Consider the following 22,800-nt stretch of genomic DNA (forward strand, 5'->3'; position numbering starts at 1 on the left):
CCCTCCGCCCTCACCGGGGGGGCGGGGCTGTACCGGGGGGGGCCCCCGGCCCGCTCCCGCGTGTGCGTGCGGTCCGTCAGACGTGCAGCGGGGCGGCCGTCGCCCGGCGGACCTCCTCCTCGCTCACCCCGGGCGCGAGTTCCCGAAGGCGTAGGCCCCGGTCGGTCACGTCGATCACCGCGAGGTCGGTGATCACCCGGTGCACCACGCCCCGCCCGGTGAGGGGGAGGTCGCACCGTTCGACGAGCTTGGGCGCGCCGTCCCGGGTGGTGTGCTCCATCAGCACGATGACCCGGCCGGCACCGTGGACCAGGTCCATGGCCCCGCCCATGCCCTTGATCATCTTGCCGGGGACGGACCAGTTGGCCAGGTCCCCGGTGGCGGAGACCTGCATCCCGCCGAGGATCGCGACGTCGAGGTGGCCGCCCCGGATCATCCCGAAGGACAGCGCCGAGTCGAAGAGGGCGGCGCCGGGGCGGACGGTGACGGTCTCCTTGCCCGCGTTGATGAGGTCGGGGTCCTCCTCCCCGTCCACGGGGTAGGGGCCGACGCCGAGGATGCCGTTCTCGCTGTGCAGGACGACGCTGATGCCCTCGGGCAGCAGCCCGGGGACGAGGGTGGGCAGGCCGATGCCGAGGTTGACGTACTGTCCGTCGACCAGTTCGGCGGCGGCCCGGCGGGCCATCTGTTCACGGGTGAGCGCCATGGCGGAGTTCTCCTGGTGGTGGGTGGGTGCGCGGGAGGCCCCGAGGAGGGCGACGAACGGCCCCGGAAGGGCCCTGGGAGCGGTTGCGGGGTCCCGCGCGCCCCGGGGAGCGGATGGGGGTGGGATCAGCCCTGTACGGGGCGGACGGTGCGCTTCTCGATGCGCTTGATGCCCTGTGCCACCGGGACGACGCGCTGCACGAAGACGCCGGGCACGTGGACGTGCACCGGGTCGAGTTCGCCGGGCTCCACCAGGCGCTCCACCTGGGCGATGGTGATCTTGCCGGCCATGGCGCAGAGCGCGTTGAAGTTGCCGGCCGAGCCGGCGAAGACGAGGTTGCCGTGGCGGTCCCCGAGGGCCGCGTGCACCAGGGCGAAGTCCGTGGTGATCGAGTGTTCCAGGAGGTGCTCCCGGCCCTGGAAGGCGCGGGTCTCCCGGGGCGGCGAGGCGACGGCCACGGAGCCGTCCGGGCCGTAGCGCCAGGGCAGTCCGCCCTCGGCGACCTGGGTGCCGGCGCCGGCCGGGGTGTAGAAGGCGGGGATGCCGCAGCCGCCGGCGCGGAGCCGCTCGGCCAGGGTGCCCTGGGGGACGAGTTCGACCTCCAGTTCGCCCGCGAGGTACTGGCGGGCGAACTCCTTGTTCTCGCCCACGTAGGAGGCGGTGACCCGGTCGATGCGGCCGGCGGTCAGCAGCGGGCCGAGGCCCCAGTCGTCGACGCCGCAGTTGTTGGAGACGATCCGCAGCCCTGCCGTACCGGAGTGCAGCAGGGCGTCGATCAGCTCGTCGGGTATGCCCGACAGGCCGAAGCCTCCGACGGCGAGGGAGGCTCCGTGGGTGATGTCGGCGACGGCGTCCGCCGCCGTGGGAAGGACCTTGTGCATGGGAGCGCGAACTACTCTCGTGCGGGGCTGCCCTGCTCCGTGTTCGGTTCGTCCACGGCGCAGGTGATCAGCAGCCGGGTGGTGTGGGAGATGTGGTCCCGCAGCAGTCGGGCGGCGAGATCGCCGTCGCGGCTGACCGCGGAGTCGAGGAGGGCGCGGTGTTCGCCCGCCAGGTCGCGGTGGGGCTCCTGACCGAAGGAGACCGACCACTGTCGGTAGAGCTCGGCTTCCTCGCGCATCGCCTTGGCCGTGTCCAGCAACCGGCGGTTGCGGCACGCGGCGATCAGCGCGAGGTGGAACGCGGCGTGGGCCTCGGTCCAGTCGTCGGAGATGCCCCCCTGCTCGCCCTCGGCGAAGAAGGGGGTGCGCTCCAGCATGTGGTGGGCGGCGACCGCGTCGGACTCCCAGCGCATGTCGCCCTGCTCGACCGAGAGCCGCAGGACCAGGGGTTCGATCTCCGTCCTGGCCTCGGTGAGGTCGGCGAGGTCGGAGTGGGACAGCGGCGTGACCATGTAGCCCTGCCGGGGCTGGGCCTTGACGAACCCCTCCCCCTTCAGCCTGGTGAGCGCTTCGCGGGCGGCGCCCACGCTGGTGTTGTAGCGCTCGCAGAGGTCGGGGAACTTCAGGCGTTCGCCGGGAACGAGGCGGCCTCCCAGGATGTCGCTGCGCAGTGTGCGGTAAATGCCCTCTGTGCGGGTGGTCCCCCCGCGCCCCTCACGTGCCATGCGAACACTGTATCGGAATGCGAACCCGAGATAAACTTTCGAAAGATGGTTGACCGGTCGAATATCGAGGGGTACACATAGGGCATTCCGTGAACCATCCGGTGTTTCACGGACCAGCGGTCGGCAGCGCCGGGCACCGTTCCGGCGGCCCGTGGACCCGCTCGACGGGTCGTCCCACGGCTGACCAGCCGCTGCACCGAGCAGAGGAGCAGTGCACGTGAAAGTCGCCAACGTTTCCGGTCGATTGAGCCTGATGACCGCCCCCCTAGAAGCCGTTGACGTCGAACGCGCCAGCGCGGGACGGTTCAGCTCGGACGTCCAGTCGGCCTACGAACGCTGGGACGCCCTCGCCGAGTTCGCGGCCACGGTGACCCCGGGCCGCCCCGACGCCGTGCGCGTGCGTCCGGAGGACCTCGGCAACCCGGTCCCCAGCCCGCGCCAGGTCTTCGCCATCGGCCTCAACTACGCCGACCACGCCGCCGAGTCCAAGTTCGCGGTCCCCGACACCCCGACCGTCTTCACCAAGTTCATCTCCTGCCTCACCGGCCCCTACGGCCAGGTCACCCTGCCCGCGGGCGGGGACGTCGACTGGGAGGTCGAACTGGTCGCCGTGATCGGCCGGTACGCGGACCAGGTCTCCGAGGCCGAGGCCTGGAACCACATCGCCGGACTGACCGTGGGCCAGGACATCTCCGAGCGGCGGCTCCAGCTCTCCGGCCCGGCCCCCCAGTTCAGCCTGGGCAAGTCCTTCCCCGGCTTCGGTCCCGTCGGCCCCGTCCTGGTGAGCCCCGACGAGGTCCCCGACCGGGACGACCTGGAACTGGGCACGCTGATCAACGGCGAGCAGGTGCAGCAGGGCCGCACCCGCGACCTGGTGTTCCCGATCCCCGCGCTGATCTCGCGGCTCTCCGCGGTCGCCCCGCTGCTGCCGGGCGACGTGATCTTCACCGGTACGCCGGCCGGCGTCGGCCTCGGCCGCACCCCGCAGCGCTACCTCCAGGACGGCGACGAACTCGTCAGCTACGTCAAGGGCATCGGCGAGATGCGCCACCGCATGGTCGCGGCCCGAGGGGCCTGACGTGACCCGCCGCACCCGCGTCACAGGAAGGGAGGGCGTCCCATGCCCCTGCACGGTCTGACCTCGGTGGTGATCGGCGTCCCCAACGTCGCCGCGACCACCGCCTACTACGAGGACTTCGGCCTCGGCCGTGGTGAGTCGGGCTGGCTCACCACCCTCGACGGCGGCGCACAGCTGCGGATCGTCGACTCCCCCGTCCGTCGCCTGGTCGCCGCGAACATCGGCGCCGACGACGCGGACGACCTGGCGCGCGCCGCGTCCAGCCTCACCGCGCTGGGCGTGCCGGTCACCCTCGACGACACGTCCCTGACGGCCGTCGAGGCGGTGACCGGGGTGCGGGTCACGGTGCGGATCGCCGAACGCATCCGGCAACCCCGGATATCGGCGACGCCCTACAACGGGCCCGGCCGCATCGAGCGGACCGGCGCCCGCGCCCCCGGCGTGCTGCGCGAGGGACCGGTGCGCCCGCGCAAGCTGGGCCACGCGGTGATCGGGTCGGTCGACTACGAGGCGACCACCCGCTTCCTCGTCGACGGGCTCGGCTTCCGGGCCAGCGACTACATCAAGGGCAAGGGCGCCTTCCTGCGCTGTTCCACGGACCACCACAACATCCTGGTCCTCAACTCCCCGGTGAACTACCTGCACCACACCTCCTGGCAGGTGGACGACATCGACGACATCGGGCGGGGCGCGCAGGCCATGCTGGAGGACCACCCGGAGCGTCACGTCTGGGGCCTTGGTCGGCACCACGCGGGGTCCAACTTCTTCTGGTACCTCAAGGACCCGGCCGGGAACTTCTCGGAGTACTACTCCGACATGGACACCGTCTCCGAGGACGAACTCTGGACGCCCGAGGTCCTCGAAGGCGCCAAGGGACTCTTCAACTGGGGGCCGCCGCCCCCGCCGTCCTTCCTCAACCCGGAGGACCTGGCGGCGCTGATGACCGGCGCGCACCAACCGAAGTCCTGACCCCCGCGGCCCCGTCCCGACGGGGCCGCCCCGGGTCCGCCCCCGCGCCACGGCGGGCGCTGCGCACACCCCGGCGGCCCGACCGGTCCAGGCGGTCCGGTCCCGCCGCCGCGAAGCGCCCCCCGTTCGGTGCCGGTCCGCAGCCGGCACCCCGGTGGGCCCGCGAGGATCTCGCGGGCCCACCGCCTCCCCCTCACCACCGCTGCGGCGGACCCGAGAACAGACCACGAGGAGACACCCATGGAAATCGGCCTGCTACTGCTGCGGCTGGCGCTCGGCGGCCTGCTCTTCGGGCACGGCGCCCAGAAGATGTTCGGCTGGTTCGGCGGGCTGGGGTTGGACCGCACCGGCGGGGTGTTCTCCAGTTGGGGCCTGCGACCGGGCCGCACCATGGCCTTCGTCGCCGCCGCCTCGGAGATCACCGCGGCCGCGCTCCTGGTCCTCGGTCTGCTGTCCCCGCTCGCCGCCGCCATGACCTGCGGCACGCTGATCGTGGCCGGCTCGGTGAACGCGTCGAAGGGCCTGTGGGCCCAGACCGGCGGCTTCGAACTCCCCCTCCTGTACGCCGTGGTCGGAGCGGCCCTCGGCTTCACCGGTCCCGGCGAGTGGTCGCTGGACCACGCCTTCGGGCTCACCGAACTGTCGGGGGCGGCCTGGGGTTCGGCCGCGGTGGGCGCGGCGGCCCTGGCCGCGGCCGGGGTGATCACCCGGGCGAGCCTGCTGCGTCGCCGCTCCGTGACGGCCTGATCCGCCCCGCCCCCGCCCATCCCCTTCCCCTCCGCCGTTCCCCCGCCCGGGAACGGCGGAACCACCATCGAGGAGAACGCACATGCTGCGACCGGACAGTCACATCGTCATCATCGGCGGCACCCGGGGCCTGGGCTTCGCGGTCGCGGAATCGGCCGCCGCCCAGGGCGCCCGCGTGACCATCACCGGACGCGACGAGGCCCAGGCCCGGTCGAGGGCGGCTCAGATCGGCGGCTCGGTCACCGGTGCCGCCTGCGAACTGACCGACTGGGACTCGATCGGTGCGCTGTTCGACGGCATGGACCGGGTCGACCACCTGGTGCTCACCGCCCTCGACCGGGACCACAACACCATCAGGGACTTCCGCCCGGACGACTGCGCCCGCACGTCCCTGATGAAGACGGTCGGTTACGCCACCGCCGTCAACAAGGCGCTCCCCAAGTTCAGCGACGACGCCTCGGTGGTGTTGTTCAGCGGGCTGTCGATGTGGCGCCCCGTTCCCGGTTCCACCACCATCTCCATGGCCAACGCCGGGATCATCGGCCTGGTCAACTCGCTCGCCGTGGAGATCGCCCCGGTCCGGGTCAACGCGCTGACCCCGGGGGTGGTGGGCGGCACCGCCGCCGTGGACGAGGCCGATCCGGTGCGGGCCGACTGGTACGAGGCCATGCGCCTGCGGACCCCGGCGAAACGACTGCCCACCCCGGACGACATCGTCGCGACGACGATGCTGCTGCTGACCTGCCGCGGCATCAACGGGGAGAACATCGTGGTGGACGCGGGCATGCGGTTCGCCTGACCGGGCGCGGCCGGGCCCCGCTGAGCCCCGCCCGGGGTGGAGCGGGGCTCAGCGCTCGGCGTAGGGCAGCAGTGCCATCTCCCGTGCGGTCTTGACGGCCGCGGCGAGTGCGCGCTGCGGACGGACCGTCACCCAGGTGACGCGACGGCTGCGGATCTTGCCCCGGTCCGAGATGAACTTCCGCAGCAGTTCGGTGTCCTTGTAGTCGATGGTGGTGATGCCGGCGGCGTCGAGCGGGTTGGGGCGCGGTCGGCCCTGTTGGGCGGGCCGGGGCGGGCGGGTCATGGAGTGCTCCTTCGCTGGGTCGGGGTGCCGGACGGGGTCAGGGGGCGTCGAGGAGGGCGTCGAAGGCTGCGGGCAGTCGCTTCCAGCCGTCGCGGCCGGCCGCGTACTCCGCGTCGGTCAGCAGGCAGGAGTCCAGGAGGCGTTCCAGCCCGTCCCGGTCGAGGCCGGGCGAGGTGAAGACGAGGTGCTGGCAGCAGTCGCCGTGGTCGGGGTGCCAGTCGAGCGCGGCCGCCGCCCGACGCACCGGGGGGACCAGTTCCCAGGCGGCTTCGGGCAGCGAGGCCAGCCAGGGGCCGGCGTTCTCCACGCACAGCGCTCCCCCGGCCGCGTCCCAGGCGAGCAGGGTGTCGGGGCGGTCGGCGAGCCAGAACCGGCCGCGGCTGCGGGCGGCCGCGCAGCAGAGTTCCTCCAGCGCCTCGTGGAGCCGTTCGGGGTGGAAGGGCCGGCGCCGGTGCCAGACGAACGTGGCGACGCCGGCCTCGTCGGCGTCCTGCGGCAGCAGCGCGCTGGCCGCGTGTTGGGCCGCCGCCGCGGCGTCGACGTCGAAGCCGGCGAAGACGATCCGGGCGAGGGCCTCGGAGTCGGCCGGCACCCGTAGGGCGGTGGGGTGCAGTTGGGCGAGGAGTGCACGGTCCTCCTCGTCGACCGGTTGCGCCGTCCCCTCGACGAGGGCGAGCACGGGGGCGTACTCCACCTGCCGGGCCCAGGTGTCGCCGACCGTGCGCCGGTCCGCGGGCGCCGCGGCGAGGCCCACCTCGGCAAGGTCGTCCCCGTTGGCCAGGTAGGGCAGGACGAGCGCCGGGTCCACCGCGGTGACCACGTTCGTCAGGGCCAGCCGTTCGCTGCCGTGCACGGCGATCACCTCCGCCATGGCCTTCGGCTCGACGGAGTCCCACAGTTCGACCACGGCCAGCCGGTTCACCGGGTCGTCGGCCAGCCGCTCCAGTTCGGGGACCAGGTCCTCGCGGAGCGTGCAGCACGCGCAGTCGTTGACCCAGGCCGCGTCCCGGTGGGCGAGGGTGCCGGAGGCGTCGCGGAGCAGGGAGCGGACGGTGCCCCCGGCCGCCCCGGTGAGGTCGTGGTGCAGGGCCACGCTCCCGGGCACGACCCGCAGCAGCCGTTCGACCACCTCGGTCCGCGCTTCGGCGTGGAGTCCGGCGACCACGACGACCGACAGCCGGTGTGCGCGTTCCATCACCGCCCCCCGCCGTCGACCGGGCGGGCGGGGGACTTGCGGGGGAAGCGGTCGGCGGGCGGACTCATCCGGGAACCCTTTCGGTGCGGGTGGAGACGGAGCGGGACGGCGGGGTGTCGTCGAGACGCGGAGGCGGCCGGCAGCCGGCCGATCGAGTGGTCCTCGTTGCGCATCACCAGGGCAGTATATGACAATGATTTCCATAATCATTTACGGAGCCCTTCGAGAGGACGCACCACCGATGTCAGCCCACTGCCAACTGACCGGCGCCAAACCGGGGTTCGGCAACGCCGTCTCCCACTCGCACCGCCGCACCTCGCGCCGCTTCGACCCGAACATCCAGCACAAGCGCTACTGGCTGCCGAGCGAAGGGCGGCACGTCCGCCTCACGCTGAGCGCCCGGGCGATCAAGACGGTGGACTCGATCGGGATCGAGGCCGCGGTGGCCCGCATCCGGGCCCGCGGAGGGAAGGTCTGATGGCCAAGAAGAGCAAGATCGCCCAGAACGAGAAGCGCAAGGAGGTCGTCGCCCGGTACGCGGCCCGGCGCGCCGAGCTGAAGGAGGTCGTCCGACGCCCCTCCAGCACCGACGCCGAGCGGGAGGCCGCCGCCGCGGAACTGCGCCGGCAGCCCCGCGACGCCAGTGCCACCCGGGTGCGCAACCGCGACGCCGTGGACGGCCGCCCCCGCGGCTACCTGCGCAAGTTCGGCCTCTCCCGGGTGCGCACCCGACAGCTGGCGCACGCCGGGTTCCTCCCGGGGACGACCAAGTCGTCCTGGTAGTTCGGACGCGGCGTCCCCCGGGCGGGCGAGGCCCCGGGGACGCCGACGCCGGAGCCCGGGCGGCGCCGCACTGCTTGTACGATCGCCCGGTCCCCGTCGTCCGCGGAAGGTCCCCCGGTGAGCACCGTCGTCCCGCCGCCCCGCACCTCCGTCGGCCCGCTCCGGGTCGAGCGGCTGGCCCGGGTCGAGGACGGCGGGACCCTGGGCGCCCTGCTCTGGCGGGCGGGTCCCGGCTGGCGCATGGTCAGCAGCTCCGTCCTGGGCGGCGGCCTGGGCGAGCGGGCCTGGGTGCTGAACGCCCAGGTCTCGCACGGCTACCGGCGCACCGACCCGGACCGGCACCTCGCCGCACTCGCGGCGGACGCCGGAGCGCGGGGCACGGGGGTGGGCCTGATGACCGCCGCCGACGTCACGGCCCACGGCCGGGCGCAGGACGGCGGGGTCGGCGCGGTCGCCACCGCGGGGCTCGGAGTCCGCGGGTGGGCCGCCTCCCCGGCCGGGAGCGCGACCGTGCCGCATCCGCCCGGCACGGTCAACATCGTCGTCGCACTCCCGGTCGCCCTCACCGACGCCGCGCTGGTCAACGCGGTCGTCACCGCCACCGAGGCCAAGGTCCAGGCGCTGCTCGACGCCGGATACGACTGCTCCGGCACCCCCACCGACGCCGTGTGCGTCGCCGCACGCGTCCCCGCCCCGGGGGCGGAGGTGCACGGCTTCGCGGGCCCCCGCTCCCCGTGGGGCGCACGGCTCGCCCGGGCCGTCCACCGCGCGGTGCGGGCCGCCGCGCCCCCGTCGTAGCGCGGCGGGCTCAGCGGGACCGGCCGAACGCGAGCCGCAGGAGGCGTCGCCAGTCCAGCGGCGGGGCGGGCACGGGCCCGGGCACCGTCCCCCGTGGCACCCGGACCCGCAGCGCACCGGGGCGGAGGGCGCACACGAGGGGAGTGGCCATCCGCAGGGCCTCGCCGTCCACCGCCACCGGAATCTCGCCCGCCGCGGAGGTGACCTCCACCACACGGGCGGTCAGCACGGTCAGCCCCGCGGACCGCGAGCCCCGCACGGCGAGGTCGGCGGCCTGCGCCGCCCCCTCCACCCGCAGCCCGAACACGCCCAGCAGGCCGGAGTCGAGACGGGGCCGGCGACCGGCACCGCCGAACGCGTCGGGCGAGGCGTAGGGGTTGTTGCTGACCAACAGCGCCTGGAGGGAGGTCAGCACCGTGTCGTCCGCCCGTGCGTCCACCCTCCGGACGCCCTCCCCCAGCAACAGGTCCGGCATGAGGTTCAGTGCCGTGCCCGCCTTGGCCCCGCGGTACTCGGGGCGCTGCACCACGTCCGCGTACACGCCGAACGAGACCGTGTTGACGAAGGGACGGCCCGCGACCTCGCCGAGGTCGACGCAGAACTCCTCCCCGTCGGTCAGCGCCTCCAGGCACCGCGCCGGGTCCTCCCGGTCGAGTCCGAGGTCCAGCGCGAAGTGGTTGCGGGTGCCGGCGGGCACCACGAGGAACGGCAGACCGTGTTCGGCGGCCACGGACGCGACCAGCGCCAGGGTGCCGTCCCCGCCGGCCGCCCCCAGCAGGTCGGCGCCCTCGGTGACCGCCGCACGGGCCAGTGCGGTGACGTCGGCGGGGGCCGCGGGGTCGAGCAGGAGCACCCGGGCCCCCCGTTCCTCGGCCCGCTCGACCAGGCCGAAGCGGCCCACCTTCCCGTCCCCCGACCTCGGGTTCATGATCAGCACCGGATGCTCCGGCCGGGGCGCGGCGCTCGTCCTGCGCGGCGGCCGGTCGTGGGAGGCCCGCAACGCCGCCCGGGCGCAAGCCACGGTGGCGACCCAGCACAGGCCCAGCACCAGTGCCGTGAGCCACAGGCCCTCATGGGTGAAGAGCACCAGAACGGCCGCCGGCGCAGCGATCGCCACCACCGCGCCCAGGAGGCGTACCGCACCCCGGTGCGCCAGGAACCACCACGCCCCCACGGCGCAGACGACCACCCCGAGCAGTCCGATGCCGACGATCACCAGCCCGGCTTCGCCCCACGCGGCCACCAACACCACCAGCACGCCCAGCGCGGCCAGGACGGCGAGCCGCGCCAGCCACCGGGCGACCGGGCCCCCCATCCCCCCTTCCTGCTGGCCCATGCCGCTTCCGCTCCTCGCACCCGTCCGGTCCGGTCCGGCCAATCTGCCCGGGCACGGGCCCGGCGGCATCCCGAACGGGCCGGGCGGGTGAGTTCCCCGGCCGCGGCGGGTGCGCCACGGAACCGCCCCGCGGGGGGCGCCTGCCGGGGGTTCTGGCCGACGGCAGGGCCGGCTTCGACGCGGCGTTCGAGGATCCGGGCGTGGTACCGGTGCCGTCCGGGAACCAGTACCACGGGCGCGTCCGCCGCACCGGCGGAAGCTGGCCCAACCGGGAGGCAAAAGGGCCGAGTTGACGCGTCGTGGCCTCCGGTTCGTGCCGCTCCCGGGGCGGTTGACGCGCTGTCAGGACTCGTCGGTCGACGCCCGGACCACGAGCTGCGGGGCGAACCGCTCGACCCGCTCGGCCCGTTCGCGGCCGGGCGCCTGGAGCAGGGCCAGCCCCCGTTCGGCCATGGCGGACAGCGGATGGCGGATGGAGGTGATCGGCGGGTCGAGGAGCTTGAGCATTTCGGTGTCGTCGAAGCCGGTGACGGCGATCTCCCCGGGCACCGCGACCGACGAACGGTGCAAGGTGCTCACCAGCCCGACGGCGAGGACGTCCGCACCGCAGACGACCGCGTCGATCCGGTCGCGCCGCTCGATGATGCGGCGGGCGGCCGTCCGGCCGGCGTCGGTGGTGAAGTCCGGCAGCAGGATCGTGGTGGCGTCGGGCCCCTGCGCCGCGGTGAAGGCGGCCACGCGCTCGGCACCCGCGGAGGACGCCTGGTCGGCCACCAGCGCGATCCGGTGGCGCCCGACGCCCTCCAGGTGGTCGACCAGCAGCCGGACCGCGGCGGCGTTGTCGAGCGTGACGGCGACCGTGCCGGACTCCTCGGCCCAGCGGTCGAAGAGGACGACCGGACGGCGTCGGGCGGCGTCGCGGATGGCGGGCCCGGAGGCGCCCGCCGACACGGGGACCACGAACAGGCCGTCCACCCGACCGCTGAGCAGGGTGTCGATCTGCTCGGCCTCGATCGCGGTGTCGTTCGCCGCGTCGGAGACCACCAGCGTGCCCCCGGCCGCGCGCACGTGTTGGGCTATGGCGTCGGCGAGTTGGACGAAGTACGGGTTGGCGAGCGTGGGGAGCACGACGCCGATGGTGCCGGTCTCGCCGGTGCGCAGCGCCCGGGCCGAGTGGTTGGGCTGGTAGCCCAGCCGGTTCGCGGCCTCCTCGACCCGGCGCGCGAGCTCCGGGGCGACGTTGCGCGGGGTGCCGGCGAGCACGCGCGAGGCCGTGGCGCGGGAGACGCCGGCGGCTTCGGCCACGTCGATCAGTCGGGGCGCTGTCACGTGGGTGGTCCCTCTCGGTCGGGGCGGGGTGGCGCCACGGCATCGGGGCGAATGGGCACGATGAGGCTACTTGACGTCTCGGGTGCTCTGGTACAGCATGTCGGAAATCGATCTCCCAAGGAGTTCACATGTCGCCCATCACCGTCGTAGGTTCGGTGAACCGCGACTTCGTCCTGACCGTCGCGGACCTTCCGCACGCCGGCGAAACCGTGCTCGCACAGCACTTCGTGGAGGGGGTCGGCGGCAAGGGGGCCAACCAGGCCGTCGCCGCCGCCCGCCTCGGATCGCCGGTGCGGCTCGTCGCCAGGGTCGGGACGGACGCGGACGCCATCCTCGACACGCTCGTCTCCGAGGGCGTGGACGTCGAAGCCGTGCGGACGGACGAGCGCGCCACGACCGGAATCGCCGCGGTGGTCGTCGACGGCTCCGGTGAGAACACCATCGTCGTGAACCCGGGGGCCAACGCCGACCTCGACGTCGACGACCTGCCGGAGCGGCTCGTCCGCTCGGCCGGCGAGATCGTCCTCGTGCAGCACGAGATCGCACCCGAGGTGGTCGAGCTGGCGGTGCTGCGGGCCCACGAACAGGGCGGAGTCGTCGTCCTCAACCCGGCGCCCGCCCGTCCGCTGGACGACCGGGTCCTGGCCGCCGTCGACGTCCTCGTGCCCAACCTCGGCGAACTCGTTTCGCTCCTGGGTGCCGACCGGCCCACCAGCGTCGACGAAGCACGGGCCCTGCTGGAGCGCGCCGCGCTCCCGTGCCGGGCCGTGGTGGTGACGCTGGGTGCCGACGGCGCCGTCCTCAAGGAGGCGCACGACACCACCACCCTCCACGTCCCCGCACCGACGGTGGACGCCATCGACACCGTGGGCGCCGGCGACACCTTCTGCGGCGCCCTCGCGGACGCGCTCGCCCGCGGCAGCGGCCTCCCGGCCGCGGTCGAACGGGCGGTCCGGGCGGCATCGCACGCCGCGACCGGCCGCGGCGCCCAGACCTCCATGCCGTACGCGGACCAACTCGACGCACCCGCCGTCGCCTCCTCCCTCTGACACCCCCCGCGGGTCACCCCGCCTGCACTACGGAGAACCACCATGAGGAACCTCAAGATCGGCCTGTTCGAGAACGCGCAGACCAACGCGAGCGGCACCGCCACCTGGCGCCACCCCGACAGCCAGCGGCACCTCTTCGACACCCTCGGCTACTGGCGCGAGCTCGCCACCATCTGCGAGGACGCCAAGCTGGACTTCCTCTTCCTCGCCGACGCCTGGGGCTGGTCCGAGATCGACGGGAAGCGCCCGCCCATCGCCACCGAGGAGACCCTCGACCTCCCCCGGCTCGACCCGGTGGTCGTGGCCTCGGCCCTGCTGTCCACGACCACCAACCTGGGCCTGGTCATGACGGGCTCGGTCCTGGTGGAGCCCCCGTACGCGTTCGCGCGCCGCATGGCCACCCTCGACCAGCTCTCCGGCGGCCGGATCGGCTGGAACATCGTGACCACCGGCACCGCCGACACCGCCGTCAAGGCGTTCGGCATGGAGATGGTGGCCCACGACGACCGCTACAAGATGGCCGAGGACTTCCTGGAGCTCGTCTACAAGTACTGGGAGGGCGCCTGGGAGCCGGACGCCCTGGAGAAGGACAAGGAGGGCCGGTTCGCCGACCCCTCCAAGGTGCACCTGATCAACCACGAGGGCCCGTACTTCCGCTCGCAGGGCTACGGCAACACCGCGCGTTCCCCGCAGGGCACGCCCGTGCTGTTCCAGGCGGGCGCCTCGCCCGCCGGACGCCGGGTCGGCGGGCGCCACGGCGAGTGCATGTTCGTGGGCAGCGGCTCGATCGCGCAGCTCGCCGGACACACCTCCGCCATCCGCGAGGAGGCCGTCAAGGCCGGCCGCGGCGCCGACGAGGTCAAGGTGATGTCGGCGTTCTCCTGCGTCGTCGGAGCCACCACCTCCGACGCGGAGCGGCGCTACCAGCGCATCCTCGACGCCCAGCGGCCCGAGGTGACCGTCGCCAGCTACGCCATGTTCACCGGGCTGGACCTCTCGTCCTACGCGCCCGAGACCCCCATGAAGGACCTGTCCACCGAGCTGTCGCAGACCCAGGTGGCCCGCTTCGCGGACAAGACCGTCGGTGACGTCCTCGCCGACTGGCACACCCACGGCGTGGGCGCCCGTCCGGTCGTCGGCACCGCCGAGGAGATCGCCGACGAGATCTGCTCCCTCGCCGAGGGCGCCGACCTCGACGGGTTCCTGCTGTCCCCGACGATCCAGCCGACCTCGACCACGGACTTCGTCGAGTCGGTGCTGCCGATCCTGCGGGAACGCGGGGTCTTCCGCGGGGAGTACACGGAGGGCGAGAGCCTGCGCGAGCGCCTCACCGGGGCATCCGACCAGGCGCTGCCGGCCAGCCACCCCGCCGCCCGGTACCGGCACTGAGCCCACCACTCCCGACGAGAGGATGACGAAGACCATGGCCACGTCTGCCCACACCCCGCCCGTGGCACCCGTGCCCGCGGAGCTGGACGCGGCGATGCTGCGACGGGCGTTCGGGGCCTACCCGACCGGTGTCGTCGCGGTAGGCGCCCTGCGCGGGACCGAACCGGTCGGGTTCGCGGCGAGCTCGTTCGTCTCGATCTCGCTCGAACCGCCCATGGTGGCCGTCAGCGTGGCCCGCACCTCGGCCACCTGGCCGCGCCTGGCCGAGGCATCCGTCCTGGGGCTGAGCGTGCTCAGCCACGGCCAGGGCGCGCTCTGCCGGCGGCTGGCGTCCCGGGACGGCGACCGCTTCGAGGGCGTCGCCTGGCGGGCGACGCCCGAGGGCGCGGTCCTGATCGAGGACGCCGCCCTGTGGCTGACCGCCCGGGTGAGCGCGGTCTACGACGGCGGTGACCACGAGATCGTGCTCCTGGAGCTGTTGACCGCCGAACTGTTCTCCGGCGTGGAGCCGCTGGTCTTCCACACCAGCCAGTTCCGGGAGCTCATCCCCCATGGATGAGGTCCTGCCGGTGTCCGCGCACCTCACGGGTGCCGTGGTGCACGGCGCCGGTCGGGGCCGTGGGCTCGGGTTCCCCACCGCCAACGTGGCGGCGGACCCGGGCTCACCGGTACCGCCACCGGCGATCTACAGCGGTTGGGTGGTGCGCCACTCGACCGGCACCGTGCACCGCGGCACGATCAGCATCGGGTCGAACCCGACCTTCTGCGACACCCCCGAGGTGCACGTCGAGGTCTACTGCCACGACACCACGGACGAGTTCTACGGAGAGCGCGTGGGGCTGTGGTTCGTGGCCCGGATCCGCGACACGGTGAAGTTCACGTCGGCCGACGACCTGGTGCGCGCGGCCCGGCAGGACGTCCTGCGCTCCGAGGCGCTGCTCTCCTCGGAGCGCGGGCGCCGCGTCCTCACCGGCGCGCTCACCGCGCACGACACGACCGTCCCCGTCTGAGACGTCCCTCCGCACCACTGCACACAGACTCGGCGCGCACTGCCGAAACCCCGCGTCATGACTGGCCCGTCCGGGCCCACACCCCCACACCCCACCTGCCCCGAACGAACAAAGGTGTGAGCAATGAGCGCATTCGAGTGGCTGAACGAGCAATTCAGCTTCTTCGGCCTGCCCGTCTACTGGTCTGACTTCTTCGGCAACATCCTGGCGCTCGCCACCGTCTGGCTGGCCCTGCGCCGGTCGCTCGTGGCCTGGCCGGTGCAGATCACCGGTTCGATCCTGCTGCTGATCGCCAGTCTCAACGTGGACCTCGGCGGCAATGCGGCACGTCAGATCGTGATCATCATATCAGCGTCGTGGGGATGGGCGACGTGGCGGCGCAGCCGGGCGAGGGAGGGTGCGATCAACGTCCGTTGGGCTTCGTGGACGGAACGGATCGTGCTGCTCGTGGCCATGATCGCCGGCACCTTCGCGTTCGCCTCGCTGCTCAAGGCGACGGACGCCTCGTTCTACCCCGGCGCCCCCTGGTGGATGGTCCTCGCCGACGCCTGGATCTTCGTCGGCTCGATCCTCGCGATGTACACGCAGGCCCGCCGGTACGTGGAGTTCTGGTTCGTGTGGCTGGCCGTCGACCTCGTCGGGGTGCCGCTGGCCATCCACTCCGAGCTGTACTTCTCCGGAATCGTCTACGCGATCTTCTTCGTGATGGTCCTCATCGGCATCCGCGACTGGGCGGCCCGCAGCAAGGACCAGGAACTCGCCTCGCCGCTGGAGCCGGCGGTCGTCCTGGAGGGCCGGACCGAGTCCGCCCCGACGGCCGGGACCAAGGCCGACCGCGTGGGCACGGACACCGCGAGCGGCTCCAAAGGAGTCGATGCGGATCGGTGACCACCGCGATTGACACGAGTCAGTCGACGGTACCCGACCCAACGCCCCGGGAACGGTGGCGGTGGCCCGACCCCCGCCACCGTTCCCGGGGCACCGTCGGCGAGTTCGGGGCACGCTGCGTGACGTCGGTCTTCAAGGCCCGGTCGTGGTCTTGAAGACCGACGTCGTCGTACGGGGTGGATGCCGAGGGAGTCCGGGAGCTTCCGGCGGAGCCGGTGCGGGTGGCGCGGACCGCGTTGCCGAAGGGGAAGCCGGCGCTCCGGGTTCGGGACGGGCCGGGGCGCCGTTCGGCTTCGATGACCTCGGCGGTGCCGTTGCCCGTGATCGGGGTGCTGGTGGGCTGGACGTCCGCGTGGGCCCGTCCGGCTGCGGGCATCCGTGCCAGGCGCTCGGCCCGCGTCCGCGCGACGCCCAGGAGCCGGGGACGTACCGACGGGCCGCCCTCGGTTCCGTGCACGGGGGCGGGCGCATCGGGCACGGTGCCGGGTCCGCCGGCGTTAACCTCGTGCGGTGGGCGACGGGCGCCGGGGGCGCCCAGGACGAGGAGGCACGGTGTTCGGTAGGGGTGTGCGGTTGCTCGCGGGCGCCATGGCCACGGCCTGCGTCCTGCTCGTCGGCCCCAGCGCGCCCAACGGGATCCCGTTCGCCAAGCCGCTGCCCGCGGACGCCGTCAAGGCCGTGGTGCCGAACCGGGTCATGTCGTGGAACGTCTGCAACCCCTGCAAGGAGAGCGACGTCGACCGGGCGGCGGAGATCGCCCGGTACGCACCGCAGGTCATCGGCTTGCAGGAGGCGTGCGTGCGGGACGTCGAACGGATCCGGGACTACCTGAGGCGCTTCTACGGGCTGGTGTACCACGTCGAGTACGGGACGGTCCTGAGGGACTGGGGGCGCTGCGGCGGCGCCCCCTGGCACCCGGGGGCCTTCGGCCAGGCCGTCCTCTCGGCGGCTCCGATGACGGACCGGGTGAGCGTGGAGTACCCCGACGGCGGCTCCGAGGACCGCGGGTACATGGCGGTCACCACCCTGGTGGACGGCCGGCCGGTCCGGGTCTTCAACACCCACCTCGCCCAGTTCCAGCAGGGTGCGGTCCGCGCGGACCAGGTCGGTGTGCTCGCCGGGGAGGTGGCCCGGCACGAACGGGCGGTCGTCCTCGGCGACTTCAACGCCGTGCCCCAGGCACCGGAACTCGCCGACATGTGGGAACTGGCCGCGGAGGTCGACCCCCGGTGCGCCGCCTCGCCCGCCGGCTCCTGCCCGCCGACCACCGACTGGCAGAGCAAGTTCGACTACGTCTTCCTGCGGGGCCTCGCCCCGCTCGACCACGGTGTGCACCCCACCGCGTACTCGGACCACCACCTGGTGCGCTCCGACCTGCGCACCGCCTGACTCCTCCCGGCCCCGGCCGCACGGTCACCGCGTCACTTCGCCACGGCCTCCAGGCTCGCGCCGAAGCAGAGGTCGTCCTCGTGCTTCTCCGCCCGCTCGACGATCTGCGGGGACAGGGTCAGGCCCACCACCTCGATGATGCCGGTCATCGAGGTGGTGGGCGTGGAGAAGCCGACGTCCGTGGAGCCCTCGCTCAGGACGCGGGAACGACGTCGAGGGCCGCGGCGATGTCCTCCGACGCCCAGCCGATCGTCACGACGCGTTCCGGCGCCTCGTCCACCTCGTACGTGCCGAACGCGTGCTTGATGGAGACCGGGAACGCGCCCTTCCCGCTCTCGACGGTGGCGGCGGACGATTCCTCGCGCGGCTCCCCGGTCCCGCTCCGGTCGGCGGTGGCCCCGCACCCCGTCGAGGCGAGGGCGGTGCCGACGAGGAGCGCGGCCGTCCGCAGGACGTTCCTCCGGGGGCGCACGGCAGGGCCGGACATGGTTCTCCCAGGCGAGAGAGGGTGGTCCACGGGATCCGCGGGCCCTTCGACCTAGGAGCGGGGGACGTCGCGAAACGGTCGGAACGTGCCTCGATCGAGGACGGGGGCCGGGCAGTGGCCGGAACTGCGGTGCGTTCGCTCGGCAAGAAGGGCAGCCTCACCCATCTCCCCGGGTTGCTCAGGTGGTCTCGCCGACCGGATCGGCGGTGCCGTCGCTCGGGGCGAGGGGCCACGGGCGCTGTCCTTCGTCGTGCCAGAGCGGGCGTCGGTCGACCCGCAGGCCGAGGATCTCCGGTCGTGCGTAGTGGCCGCGGGAGTCGACCCAGACCTTGACGGCGTTGATGTCGGCGAGGTCGATCTCGGCGGTGACGAGCTTCTCCTCGATGCCGGTGTGCGGGCCGGCGAGGTACTGGTTGAAGGGGTGGATCACCGCCGACCAGCCCCCGCCGGCGGTGATGTGCCCCTGGGGCCCGACGGCGGACTCCATCCACCGCAGGCAGGACTCGTCCACCGGGTTCCCGGCGGAGACCACGAACACCTGGGCCGTGAGTGCGTGGGTCTTCATCATGGCGTCGATCTGGATGTCGGCGACGGCCTCGAAGCCGGCCATGGTGGACAGCCCGGGCCAGGCCGCCGCGTGGATCTGCTGGCCCTGGAGGATCAGGGACTGCCGGGCCAGGTTCATGGTGTGCTCCCAACAGGCCAGACCACCGATCCGACCCAGGGCGCTGTCGAAGACGCTGAGGGTGGCGCCACCGCCCTGGGCCCACACGATCCGTTCCGCGTAGGTGGGCTGGAGCTTGCGGTGCACCCCGAGGAGCGTGCCGTCCGGCTCGATGAAGACCTGGCTGTTGAAGCACGTGCGGGTCCCCGCGAGCCGTTCGCTGACACCGAGTACGACCCCCACCCCGGCCCGCTCGCACGCGGTCTGGACCCGGGCCACCTGCGGGCCGGGGACCTCCACGGACGCCTCGGCGTAGGCGGCGTTGGCGCCCTGCTGGTCCAAGGGGGCGTACGCCTCGATCCAGTACGGGTAGCCGGGCACGAAGGTCTCGGGGAACACCAGGAGGTCGATGCCTTCCCGGCCGGCCCGCTCGACGAAGCCGACGACCTTGTCGACGGTCGCCTCGGTGTCCATGAAGACCGGAGCGGCGTGCACCGCCGCGACGGTCCGCTTCGTGGAAGTGGCAGCTGGCATGTCTGGGTCTTCCTGGGGAGTGGGGTGCACGACGGGAACGCCGTCGCGCGGCGTCGGGACCGCCCGGTCCGGATGCGGTCGGACCGAGGGGCCGGTCACACGAGTGTGCCACCGCGCGCAGGAGCACGCGCCCGTTCCGGCCGCTTCCGCCGGAACGCGTGAGGAGCCGTCGGCCCCGCCGGGGCGCGGGCGTCCCGCGCCGGCGAGGGGAAGCACCACCGGCGGGGCCGACGTCGTTCGTTCCTCAGTATCCGCGGGCGCGCCATTCCTCCAGGTGGGGCGCTTCGGCACCGATGGTGGTGGATTCCCCGTGCCCGGTGTGCACCACGGTCTCCGGAGGCAGGACCAGCAACTCCTCCTCCAGGGAACGGAGGATGGTGGGGAAGCTGGAGAAGGACCGTCCGGTGGCACCGGGGCCGCCCGCGAACAACGTGTCCCCGGTGAAGACGGCCGTCAACTCCGGTACGTACAGCGAGACCGCACCGGGCGTGTGGCCCGGCGTGTGCAACACGATCACCTCCGTGTCGGCGATCGTCAGGCGCTGGCGGTGACCGAGGTCGCCGTCGGGCTCCCGGTCGGGGTGGCACGCCTGCCACAGGACCCGGTCGTCGGGGTGGAGCAGGACCCGGCCGTCCGTGCGGTCGGCCAGGGCCGGCGCCGCGTTGACGTGGTCGTTGTGGGCGTGGGTGCAGACGACGGCGCGGACCGTGCGGTCCCCGACCCGGGCCGCGATGGCCTCCGCGTCGTGGGCGGCGTCGATCACGATGACCTCGCGGTCGTCACCGACGATCCACACGTTGTTGTCCACCTCCCAGGTACCGCCGTCGAGCGAGAAGCTGCCCGAGGTGACCAGGTGTTCGATGCGGGGCGCCATCAGAGCACCACCACGGAACGCAGCACCTCTCCGCGGTGCATCTTGGCGAACGCCGACTCGACTTCGTCGAGGGCGATGGTCTCGCTGACGAAGGCGTCCAGGTCCAACCGCCCCTGGAGGTAGAGGTCGGTGAGGACGGGGAAGTCCCGCTCGGGCAGGCAGTCCCCGTACCAGGACGACTTCAGCGATCCGCCCCGCCCGAAGACGTCCAGCAGCGGAAGGTTCAGCTTCATCTCGGGAGTGGGCACCCCCACCAGCACGGTGGTGCCGGCCAAGTCCCGTGCGTAGAAGGCTTGTTCGTAGGTCTCCGGGCGTCCGACCGCATCGATGACCACGTCCGCGCCGAACCCGCCGGTCAGCTCGCGGATGCTCTCCACGACGTCGGCGTCACGGCCGTTGACGGTGTGCGTGGCGCCCAGGCCGCGGGCCGTGACCAGCTTGCGGTCGTCCAGGTCCACCGCGATGATCGTCCCGGCGCCGACGAGTCGGGCTCCGGCTATCGCCGCCGCGCCCACTCCGCCGCAACCGATGACGGCCACGGAGTCGCCCCGCTCGACGTGACCGGTGTTGATGGCCGCGCCCAGGCCGGCCATGACGCCGCAGCCCAGCAGCCCGACCGCGGCCGGTGAGGCGGCGGGGTCGACCTTGGTGCACTGCCCGGCCGCGACGAGCGTCTTCTCCGCGAACGCGCCGATGCCCAGGGCCGGGGCGAGGACGGTGCCGTCCAGGAGCGTCATGCGTTGGGTGGCGTTGTGGGTGGCGAAGCAGTACCAGGGGCGACCGCGCTTGCACGCCCGGCACTCCCCGCACACCGCTCGCCAGTTGAGGACCACGAAGTCACCGGGGGCGACGTGCGTGACGTCCTCCCCCACGGACTCCACCACACCCGCGGCCTCGTGGCCGAGGAGGAAGGGGAACTCGTCGTTGATGCCGCCCTCCCGGTAGTGCAGATCGGTGTGGCACACCCCGCACGCCTGGATCCGCACCACGGCCTCGCCGGGGCCGACGTCCGGGATCACGATGGTCTCGACGCTCACCGGCTCACCCTTGCCCCGAGCGACGACGCCTTGTACTTGTTGGGCCATTCCATTGTCCTATCAGCCAGTGGGAAGACGACGGATCGGTACCCCGCTGCGCGACGATCACCCGTCGTCGAGAACAGTAGTGACGGTCCCGGGCGCGGACGGGGGCGGGTACGACGTCCGGTCGGCGACCGCTCGGCCCGCTCGGTGGCAAGGACGTACGAGCCCGGATCGTAGGGGGCTCCGTCCGCCGTCCACAGGCGTCCTCCCGCGCGGGCGGGCGGTCCGGCCGGGACGTCGGTCCGAGAACGGCGGGTCCGACGGCCCGGCCGCTCGGCGTGCGCCACGGAATCAGCTGGTGAATGCTTGATGGCCCAAGGGTGTGGAGGTGGACGCATGCAGTCGGTCATCCCGGACTACCTGGCCGAGGCCCTCGGGGACGTCGAGTCGGACACCTCCGGAGAACCGGCGGACTACATCCCCGAGCTCGCGACGGCGGACCCGGAGCTCCTCGGGGCGGTCTTCGCCACCGTCGACGGCGAGGTCTACGGCGCCGGCGACATCGACACCGAGTTCACGATCCAGTCGATCTCCAAGCCGTTCGCGTACGCACTGGCCCTGACGGACCGGGGCTTCGACCCCGTGCTCGCCAAGGTCGGCGTCGAGCCGTCGGGAGAGGCGTTCAACCGGATCTCCCTCGAAAGCGACACCGGGCGCCCCTTCAATCCCATGATCAACGCAGGTGCGATCACCACCCACTCGCTGGCCGGTCCGGCGGGCAGGGAACCGCAGGAGCGCGTGGAGCGCGTGGTCCGCGGCCTGTCGGCGTTCGCCGGCCGGGGGCTGCGGGTGGACGAGAGGGTGTGCGGGTCGGAGATGGAGCACGCGCACCGCAACCTCGCCATCGCGTACATGCTCCGCGGCTACGACATCCTCACCGAAGACCCCAGGGTCGTCGTCGAGGGCTACACCCGCCAGTGCTCCGTGCTCGTCACCGCGCGAGATCTGGCCATGATGGCCGCCACGCTGGCCCATCGGGGCGTGAACCCCCTCTCCGGCGAGCGCGTGGTCAGCGAACCGGTGGTGCGTCAGGTGCTGAGCGTCATGTCCACCTGCGGAATGTACGACGCGGCCGGGGACTGGGCGACCCAGGTCGGCATTCCGGCGAAGAGCGGCGTGGCCGGGGGCCTGATCGGCGCGCTCCCCGGCCAGATCGGCATCGCCACGTTCTCGCCACGACTGGACCCCCACGGGAACAGCGTGCGCGGGGTGTCGCTGTTCGAGCGGTTCTCCTCGGACATGGGGCTGCACGTGATGGAGGTGCCAGCCGCGGCGCGCGCCACCCTGCGGTCCAACCACGTCGTCGGCAGCGGTCCGGATGCGGTCCGGGTCCTCCAACTGCAAGGGGGGATCGGGTTCGCCGGAGCCGAGAGGGTCGTCCGGGAAGCCGTGACCACCGCCCCCACAGAGACCAGGGTGGCTTTGGACCTCACGATGGTCTATGTGATCGACGACGTGGCACGGCGCATGTTGTTGGAGGTCGTGCGTCGGCTCACGCTGGACGGTCACCAGGTCTACCTCGTCGACCCGGATGCGATCATGCCCGATCCCGATCCGGGCGACGGCGGCCGAGTCACCGTCGTCAGCGAGGTGGAACAGGCCGTGGTCCCGTCGCGCGAGGCGGCCCCGCGCAGAGGCCGTCCGGAAGAGGGACGACCGCGTCGGTCACACCAACCTCCTTGACGAGAAACGTTCCTGATGGACCGTCGGGATAGCGCACCGCCATGACGCCCCGTTCGCGGCGGCGACGGGTCCACCCGGTCTCGGATCCTGGAACACGGGTTGTCGGGAGCCGACAGCCAT

General features: G+C 72.8%; 26 protein-coding genes. 14 read left to right on the forward strand and 12 right to left on the reverse strand.

The annotated features are described in order from the left end of the window. Positions 1 to 76: 76 nt before the first annotated feature. The 3 genes from ABT092_RS15510 to ABT092_RS15520 form a co-directional block, all read right to left on the reverse strand. Positions 77 to 706: a CoA transferase subunit B gene (locus ABT092_RS15510; protein ID WP_351243949.1), complete on the reverse strand. Its 630-nt coding sequence runs from the start codon at positions 704 to 706 to the stop codon at positions 77 to 79. Positions 707 to 831: 125 nt separating this feature from the next. Then, positions 832 to 1,587, reverse strand: coding sequence for a CoA transferase subunit A (locus ABT092_RS15515; protein ID WP_351243951.1), 756 nt, complete (start codon positions 1,585 to 1,587; stop codon positions 832 to 834). Between the two features lie 11 nt (positions 1,588 to 1,598). Next, positions 1,599 to 2,312 (reverse strand): GntR family transcriptional regulator, encoded by a 714-nt coding sequence (locus tag ABT092_RS15520; protein ID WP_351243953.1) that lies wholly within the window; start codon positions 2,310 to 2,312, stop codon positions 1,599 to 1,601. A 217-nt stretch (positions 2,313 to 2,529) separates the two neighbouring features. Here ABT092_RS15520 and ABT092_RS15525 point away from each other — a divergent pair, with 217 nt between their 5' ends. The 4 genes from ABT092_RS15525 (at position 2,530) to ABT092_RS15540 (ending at position 5,905) form a co-directional block, all read left to right on the forward strand. After that, positions 2,530 to 3,390, forward strand: a complete 861-nt coding sequence (locus tag ABT092_RS15525) for a fumarylacetoacetate hydrolase family protein (protein WP_351243955.1) — start codon at positions 2,530 to 2,532, stop codon at positions 3,388 to 3,390. A 42-nt stretch (positions 3,391 to 3,432) separates the two neighbouring features. After that, on the forward strand, positions 3,433 to 4,359 hold the full coding sequence (locus ABT092_RS15530) for a VOC family protein (RefSeq protein WP_351243957.1): 927 nt from the start codon (positions 3,433 to 3,435) through the stop codon (positions 4,357 to 4,359). Positions 4,360 to 4,599: 240 nt separating this feature from the next. Then, positions 4,600 to 5,106, forward strand: a complete 507-nt coding sequence (locus tag ABT092_RS15535) for a DoxX family membrane protein (RefSeq protein ID WP_351243959.1) — start codon at positions 4,600 to 4,602, stop codon at positions 5,104 to 5,106. An 82-nt stretch (positions 5,107 to 5,188) separates the two neighbouring features. Further along, positions 5,189 to 5,905 carry an SDR family oxidoreductase gene (locus tag ABT092_RS15540; RefSeq protein WP_351243961.1) on the forward strand — a complete coding sequence of 239 codons (717 nt, stop codon included), beginning with the start codon at positions 5,189 to 5,191 and terminating at the stop codon, positions 5,903 to 5,905. Positions 5,906 to 5,953: 48 nt separating this feature from the next. On the opposite strand, the gene rpsR is transcribed toward ABT092_RS15540, so the two are convergent. The 3 genes from rpsR to ABT092_RS15555 are packed head-to-tail and all read right to left on the reverse strand — an operon-like array spanning position 5,954 to position 7,561. Then, positions 5,954 to 6,190, reverse strand: a complete 237-nt coding sequence (gene rpsR, locus ABT092_RS15545; protein WP_351243963.1) for a 30S ribosomal protein S18 — start codon at positions 6,188 to 6,190, stop codon at positions 5,954 to 5,956. Between the two features lie 37 nt (positions 6,191 to 6,227). Further along, entirely contained in the window at positions 6,228 to 7,385 is a 1,158-nt protein-coding gene (locus tag ABT092_RS15550; protein WP_351243965.1) for a CobW family GTP-binding protein, read from the reverse strand. Further along, positions 7,385 to 7,561 (reverse strand): hypothetical protein, encoded by a 177-nt coding sequence (locus ABT092_RS15555; RefSeq protein WP_351243967.1) that lies wholly within the window; start codon positions 7,559 to 7,561, stop codon positions 7,385 to 7,387. The genes ABT092_RS15550 and ABT092_RS15555 overlap by 1 nt, the downstream gene beginning before the upstream one ends. Positions 7,562 to 7,626: 65 nt before the next feature. Between ABT092_RS15555 and rpmB the strand changes: the two genes are divergently transcribed. From rpmB to ABT092_RS15570, 3 genes are all read left to right on the forward strand, one after another. Beyond that, a complete protein-coding gene (gene rpmB / locus ABT092_RS15560; protein WP_351243969.1) occupies positions 7,627 to 7,863 on the forward strand; it encodes a 50S ribosomal protein L28 in 237 nt (78 codons plus the stop codon). After that, entirely contained in the window at positions 7,863 to 8,168 is a 306-nt protein-coding gene (gene rpsN / locus ABT092_RS15565; protein ID WP_351243971.1) for a 30S ribosomal protein S14, read from the forward strand. The genes rpmB and rpsN overlap by 1 nt, the downstream gene beginning before the upstream one ends. A gap of 117 nt (positions 8,169 to 8,285) precedes the next feature. Continuing rightward, positions 8,286 to 8,966, forward strand: coding sequence for an adenosylcobinamide amidohydrolase (locus ABT092_RS15570; protein ID WP_351243973.1), 681 nt, complete (start codon positions 8,286 to 8,288; stop codon positions 8,964 to 8,966). Positions 8,967 to 8,976: 10 nt separating this feature from the next. Here ABT092_RS15570 and ABT092_RS15575 read toward each other — a convergent pair whose 3' ends face one another. Then, the gene (locus ABT092_RS15575) at positions 8,977 to 10,302 is read right to left on the reverse strand and encodes a diacylglycerol/lipid kinase family protein (protein ID WP_351243975.1); all 1,326 of its coding nucleotides are present in this window, start codon (positions 10,300 to 10,302) and stop codon (positions 8,977 to 8,979) included. A 342-nt stretch (positions 10,303 to 10,644) separates the two neighbouring features. Next, positions 10,645 to 11,631: a LacI family DNA-binding transcriptional regulator gene (locus tag ABT092_RS15580; protein ID WP_351243977.1), complete on the reverse strand. Its 987-nt coding sequence runs from the start codon at positions 11,629 to 11,631 to the stop codon at positions 10,645 to 10,647. Between the two features lie 128 nt (positions 11,632 to 11,759). On the opposite strand from ABT092_RS15580, the gene ABT092_RS15585 reads away from it, so the two are divergent. From ABT092_RS15585 to ABT092_RS15610, 6 genes are all read left to right on the forward strand, one after another. After that, the gene (locus ABT092_RS15585) at positions 11,760 to 12,680 is read left to right on the forward strand and encodes a ribokinase (protein WP_351243979.1); all 921 of its coding nucleotides are present in this window, start codon (positions 11,760 to 11,762) and stop codon (positions 12,678 to 12,680) included. Between the two features lie 42 nt (positions 12,681 to 12,722). After that, complete coding sequence (locus ABT092_RS15590) at positions 12,723 to 14,069, forward strand: NtaA/DmoA family FMN-dependent monooxygenase (protein ID WP_351243981.1); 1,347 nt, start codon at positions 12,723 to 12,725, stop codon at positions 14,067 to 14,069. A gap of 34 nt (positions 14,070 to 14,103) precedes the next feature. Then, positions 14,104 to 14,628, forward strand: coding sequence for a flavin reductase family protein (locus ABT092_RS15595; protein ID WP_351243983.1), 525 nt, complete (start codon positions 14,104 to 14,106; stop codon positions 14,626 to 14,628). Continuing rightward, positions 14,621 to 15,079 carry a riboflavin kinase gene (locus ABT092_RS15600; protein WP_351243985.1) on the forward strand — a complete coding sequence of 153 codons (459 nt, stop codon included), beginning with the start codon at positions 14,621 to 14,623 and terminating at the stop codon, positions 15,077 to 15,079. Before ABT092_RS15595 ends, ABT092_RS15600 begins: the two co-directional genes overlap by 8 nt. A gap of 123 nt (positions 15,080 to 15,202) precedes the next feature. Further along, positions 15,203 to 15,967: a nicotinamide mononucleotide transporter family protein gene (locus ABT092_RS15605; protein ID WP_351243987.1), complete on the forward strand. Its 765-nt coding sequence runs from the start codon at positions 15,203 to 15,205 to the stop codon at positions 15,965 to 15,967. A gap of 588 nt (positions 15,968 to 16,555) precedes the next feature. Next, complete coding sequence (locus tag ABT092_RS15610; RefSeq protein ID WP_351244155.1) at positions 16,556 to 17,356, forward strand: endonuclease/exonuclease/phosphatase family protein; 801 nt, start codon at positions 16,556 to 16,558, stop codon at positions 17,354 to 17,356. Between the two features lie 193 nt (positions 17,357 to 17,549). On the opposite strand, the gene ABT092_RS15615 is transcribed toward ABT092_RS15610, so the two are convergent. The 4 genes from ABT092_RS15615 to ABT092_RS15630 form a co-directional block, all read right to left on the reverse strand. Next, positions 17,550 to 17,843, reverse strand: a complete 294-nt coding sequence (locus ABT092_RS15615) for an ABC transporter substrate-binding protein (RefSeq protein WP_351243989.1) — start codon at positions 17,841 to 17,843, stop codon at positions 17,550 to 17,552. 178 nt (positions 17,844 to 18,021) lie between these two features. Further along, positions 18,022 to 19,041 (reverse strand): carbon-nitrogen hydrolase family protein, encoded by a 1,020-nt coding sequence (locus tag ABT092_RS15620; RefSeq protein WP_351243991.1) that lies wholly within the window; start codon positions 19,039 to 19,041, stop codon positions 18,022 to 18,024. Between the two features lie 244 nt (positions 19,042 to 19,285). Beyond that, entirely contained in the window at positions 19,286 to 19,915 is a 630-nt protein-coding gene (locus ABT092_RS15625) for an MBL fold metallo-hydrolase (RefSeq protein ID WP_351243993.1), read from the reverse strand. After that, the gene (locus ABT092_RS15630) at positions 19,915 to 21,000 is read right to left on the reverse strand and encodes an S-(hydroxymethyl)mycothiol dehydrogenase (protein WP_351243995.1); all 1,086 of its coding nucleotides are present in this window, start codon (positions 20,998 to 21,000) and stop codon (positions 19,915 to 19,917) included. The genes ABT092_RS15625 and ABT092_RS15630 overlap by 1 nt, the downstream gene beginning before the upstream one ends. A gap of 333 nt (positions 21,001 to 21,333) precedes the next feature. Here ABT092_RS15630 and ABT092_RS15635 point away from each other — a divergent pair, with 333 nt between their 5' ends. Beyond that, positions 21,334 to 22,680, forward strand: a complete 1,347-nt coding sequence (locus ABT092_RS15635; RefSeq protein ID WP_351243997.1) for a glutaminase — start codon at positions 21,334 to 21,336, stop codon at positions 22,678 to 22,680. Positions 22,681 to 22,800 lie beyond the last annotated feature (120 nt).

Origin of the sequence: Streptomyces sp. NPDC002490, from assembly GCF_040296045.1 — a bacterium.
Lineage (GTDB): Bacteria > Actinomycetota > Actinomycetes > Streptomycetales > Streptomycetaceae > Streptomyces.

Excerpts from the sequence above, each read along its gene's own strand:
- ABT092_RS15550 (WP_351243965.1), bottom strand. The coding sequence starts at position 7,385 with ATGGAACGCGCACACCGGCTGTCGGTCGTCGTGGTCGCCGGACTCCAC.
- ABT092_RS15520 (WP_351243953.1), bottom strand. The coding sequence starts at position 2,312 with ATGGCACGTGAGGGGCGCGGGGGGACCACCCGCACAGAGGGCATTTAC.
- ABT092_RS15615 (WP_351243989.1), bottom strand. The coding sequence starts at position 17,843 with ATGTCCGGCCCTGCCGTGCGCCCCCGGAGGAACGTCCTGCGGACGGCC.
- rpsN (WP_351243971.1), top strand. The coding sequence starts at position 7,863 with ATGGCCAAGAAGAGCAAGATCGCCCAGAACGAGAAGCGCAAGGAGGTC.
- rpmB (WP_351243969.1), top strand. The coding sequence starts at position 7,627 with ATGTCAGCCCACTGCCAACTGACCGGCGCCAAACCGGGGTTCGGCAAC.
- ABT092_RS15575 (WP_351243975.1), bottom strand. The coding sequence starts at position 10,302 with ATGGGCCAGCAGGAAGGGGGGATGGGGGGCCCGGTCGCCCGGTGGCTG.
- rpsR (WP_351243963.1), bottom strand. The coding sequence starts at position 6,190 with ATGACCCGCCCGCCCCGGCCCGCCCAACAGGGCCGACCGCGCCCCAAC.
- ABT092_RS15590 (WP_351243981.1), top strand. The coding sequence starts at position 12,723 with ATGAGGAACCTCAAGATCGGCCTGTTCGAGAACGCGCAGACCAACGCG.
- ABT092_RS15585 (WP_351243979.1), top strand. The coding sequence starts at position 11,760 with ATGTCGCCCATCACCGTCGTAGGTTCGGTGAACCGCGACTTCGTCCTG.
- ABT092_RS15620 (WP_351243991.1), bottom strand. The coding sequence starts at position 19,041 with ATGCCAGCTGCCACTTCCACGAAGCGGACCGTCGCGGCGGTGCACGCC.
- ABT092_RS15605 (WP_351243987.1), top strand. The coding sequence starts at position 15,203 with ATGAGCGCATTCGAGTGGCTGAACGAGCAATTCAGCTTCTTCGGCCTG.
- ABT092_RS15540 (WP_351243961.1), top strand. The coding sequence starts at position 5,189 with ATGCTGCGACCGGACAGTCACATCGTCATCATCGGCGGCACCCGGGGC.
- ABT092_RS15600 (WP_351243985.1), top strand. The coding sequence starts at position 14,621 with ATGGATGAGGTCCTGCCGGTGTCCGCGCACCTCACGGGTGCCGTGGTG.
- ABT092_RS15535 (WP_351243959.1), top strand. The coding sequence starts at position 4,600 with ATGGAAATCGGCCTGCTACTGCTGCGGCTGGCGCTCGGCGGCCTGCTC.
- ABT092_RS15610 (WP_351244155.1), top strand. The coding sequence starts at position 16,556 with ATGGCCACGGCCTGCGTCCTGCTCGTCGGCCCCAGCGCGCCCAACGGG.
- ABT092_RS15595 (WP_351243983.1), top strand. The coding sequence starts at position 14,104 with ATGGCCACGTCTGCCCACACCCCGCCCGTGGCACCCGTGCCCGCGGAG.
- ABT092_RS15530 (WP_351243957.1), top strand. The coding sequence starts at position 3,433 with ATGCCCCTGCACGGTCTGACCTCGGTGGTGATCGGCGTCCCCAACGTC.
- ABT092_RS15630 (WP_351243995.1), bottom strand. The coding sequence starts at position 21,000 with ATGGCCCAACAAGTACAAGGCGTCGTCGCTCGGGGCAAGGGTGAGCCG.
- ABT092_RS15515 (WP_351243951.1), bottom strand. The coding sequence starts at position 1,587 with ATGCACAAGGTCCTTCCCACGGCGGCGGACGCCGTCGCCGACATCACC.
- ABT092_RS15510 (WP_351243949.1), bottom strand. The coding sequence starts at position 706 with ATGGCGCTCACCCGTGAACAGATGGCCCGCCGGGCCGCCGCCGAACTG.
- ABT092_RS15635 (WP_351243997.1), top strand. The coding sequence starts at position 21,334 with ATGCAGTCGGTCATCCCGGACTACCTGGCCGAGGCCCTCGGGGACGTC.
- ABT092_RS15625 (WP_351243993.1), bottom strand. The coding sequence starts at position 19,915 with ATGGCGCCCCGCATCGAACACCTGGTCACCTCGGGCAGCTTCTCGCTC.